We start from the raw sequence: 2,362 nt of genomic DNA on the forward strand, positions 1-2,362 counted from the left end.
TGCCGGGCCCGGCAGCGATCCGCGATGCCCCGTCGGGCAAGGAGCAAGACCATGTCCAGCACTGATCCGCGCCTGCGCGCGCTGCTGAAGCTGGCACCGGTGATTCCGGTGTACACCCCCGAAGATGTGAATGAAGCGGTCAACGTGGCCCAGGCGCTGTTCCGCGGCGGCCTGCCGGTGATCGAGGTGACCCTGCGCACGCCGCAGGCACTGGATGCCATCAAGGCGATGGTCGAGGCCGTGCCGGATGCGGTGATCGGTGCCGGCACCGTGCTCAACGCCGCGCAGATGCAGGCGGCCAGGCAGGCCGGCGCGCGTTTCGCGGTATCGCCGGGTGCCACGCCGGCGCTGTATGCCGCGGCGCGTGATGCCGACCTGCCGTACCTGCCTGGCGCTGCCACGGCCTCGGACCTGATCCTGGGCCTGGAGCACGGCCACGACACCTTCAAGTTCTTCCCGGCGGTGCAGGCCGGCGGTGCCGCGCTGCTGGCGGCCTGGCACGGCCCGTTCGCCGACGTGCGCTTCTGCCCGACCGGCGGCATCAGCGCGCAGACCGCGCCGCAGTTCCTGCACCTGCCCAACGTGCTGTGCGTGGGCGGTTCGTGGCTGACCACGCCGGCGCTGCTGCAGACCCGTGACTGGGACGCCATCGAGCGCCTGGCCCGCGAGGCCTCGGTGCTGGCCAGCTGAACCAGCGGCACGAATCTTCAAAGGTTTGATCGTGATCAAAGCGCCGGCCCCGGGCCGGCGTCATTCTGTGGGCAAGCGCACTACGGAGATCCGGACATGAATCCAACCATGAAGGCCGCTGTCGTGCGTGAGTTCGGCAAACCACTGGTGATCGAGGAAGTCTCGGTACCGCGCCCGGGGGCGGGCGAGGTACTGGTCAGGATCGAGGCCTGTGGCGTCTGCCACACCGACCTGCACGCCGCCGAGGGCGACTGGCCGGTGAAACCGAACCCGCCATTCATCCCCGGCCACGAGGGCGTGGGGCACGTCGTGGCCGTGGGAGGCGGGGTAGGGCACGTCAGGGAAGGCGACAGGGTCGGCATCCCCTGGTTGTACTCGGCGTGTGGCCATTGCGAACACTGCCTGGGTGGCTGGGAGACGCTGTGCGAGACGCAGCGCAACACCGGTTACTCGGTCAACGGCGGCTTCGCCGAGTACGCACTGGCCGATGCCAACTATGTCGGCCTGCTTCCGAAGGAAGTGGGCTTTGTCGAGATCGCGCCGGTACTGTGCGCCGGCGTGACCGTCTACAAGGGGCTGAAGGTCACCGACACCAGGCCCGGTGACTGGGTGGTGATCTCCGGCATCGGCGGCCTCGGCCACATGGCCGTGCAGTACGCCCGTGTGATGGGCCTGAACGTGGCCGCGGTGGACGTGGACGACAACAAGCTGGCACTGGCGCGGCAGCTGGGTGCCCAGGTCACCGTCAACGCGCGCACCACCGATCCGGCCGCCTACCTGAAGAAGGAGATCGGCGGCGCACACGGTGCGCTGGTCACGGCGGTATCGCCGAAGGCATTCGAGCAGGCGCTGGGCATGGTCCGCCGTGGCGGTACCGTCTCGCTCAATGGTTTGCCGCCGGGCAACTTCCCGCTGGACATCTTCGGCATGGTGCTCAACGGCATCACCGTGCGTGGCTCGATCGTCGGCACCCGACTGGACCTGCAGGAGTCGCTGCAGTTTGCCGCCGAGGGCAAGGTCGCCGCCACGGTCAGCACCGATCGCCTGGAAAACATCAACGACGTGTTCGCGCGCATGCACGCGGGCACCATCGAAGGCCGCGTGGTGCTCGACTTCGCCGCCTGACCGCCTGTGCATGGCCGCCGTTGCACCGTACCCCTCTCCCACGGGCACGGCGGCCATGCCGATCCACCGGTAGCGCCGGCTGCTGGCCGGCAACCGCAGGCGCTTCGCGCAGCCGTACAATGCGCGCATGCCCGGCCTGCTCAAGACCCTGTTCCTGTCCATCGTCGCCCTGATCGGCGGCGTGCTGTCGCTCGCGCTGGTCAGCAGCGTCGCCAGCTGGCTGCCACCACTGCTGGGCCTGTCGCCGGACAACAACAGCGTGCAGCTGGGCTGGGACCTGGCGTTCAGCGTGCTCGGTGGCGTCGCCGGCATCTCCTTCGCCACCTATTACGCGCCCTGCTGGCCGCGCTCGCATGGCTTCTCGATCTGGTCGCTGATCGCGCTGGGCTGCGGCTACGCGGTGTGGAGCGTGGGCGCGGATTTCCCGCTGTGGTTCGTCGTTTCCCTGCTGGTCTCGCTGCCGCTGCAGCTGCTGGTTGGCTGGTGGTTCGGTCGCCGCGCATCGCGCGATCCGGGCTGAGCGCATACAGGTACTGTCGGCCGCGGG

General features: G+C 68.9%; 3 protein-coding genes. All 3 read left to right on the forward strand.

Translation table 11 applies throughout. The features are described from left to right. The first annotated feature begins 51 nt into the window (after positions 1–51). The 3 genes from eda to QRO93_RS21330 all read left to right on the forward strand — a co-directional run bounded on the left by eda (position 52) and on the right by QRO93_RS21330 (position 2,335). Complete coding sequence (gene eda, locus QRO93_RS21320; protein ID WP_053448375.1) at positions 52–690, forward strand: bifunctional 4-hydroxy-2-oxoglutarate aldolase/2-dehydro-3-deoxy-phosphogluconate aldolase; 639 nt, start codon at positions 52–54, stop codon at positions 688–690. Between the two features lie 96 nt (positions 691–786). After that, positions 787–1,815 (forward strand): alcohol dehydrogenase AdhP, encoded by a 1,029-nt coding sequence (gene adhP / locus QRO93_RS21325; protein WP_180878549.1) that lies wholly within the window; start codon positions 787–789, stop codon positions 1,813–1,815. 127 nt (positions 1,816–1,942) lie between these two features. Beyond that, on the forward strand, positions 1,943–2,335 hold the full coding sequence (locus QRO93_RS21330) for a hypothetical protein (protein WP_164086795.1): 393 nt from the start codon (positions 1,943–1,945) through the stop codon (positions 2,333–2,335). The last annotated feature ends 27 nt before the right edge of the window (positions 2,336–2,362 follow it).

The sequence above is a fragment of the Stenotrophomonas maltophilia group sp. Smal17 genome (assembly GCF_030237045.1).
Classification (GTDB): domain Bacteria; phylum Pseudomonadota; class Gammaproteobacteria; order Xanthomonadales; family Xanthomonadaceae; genus Stenotrophomonas; species Stenotrophomonas forensis.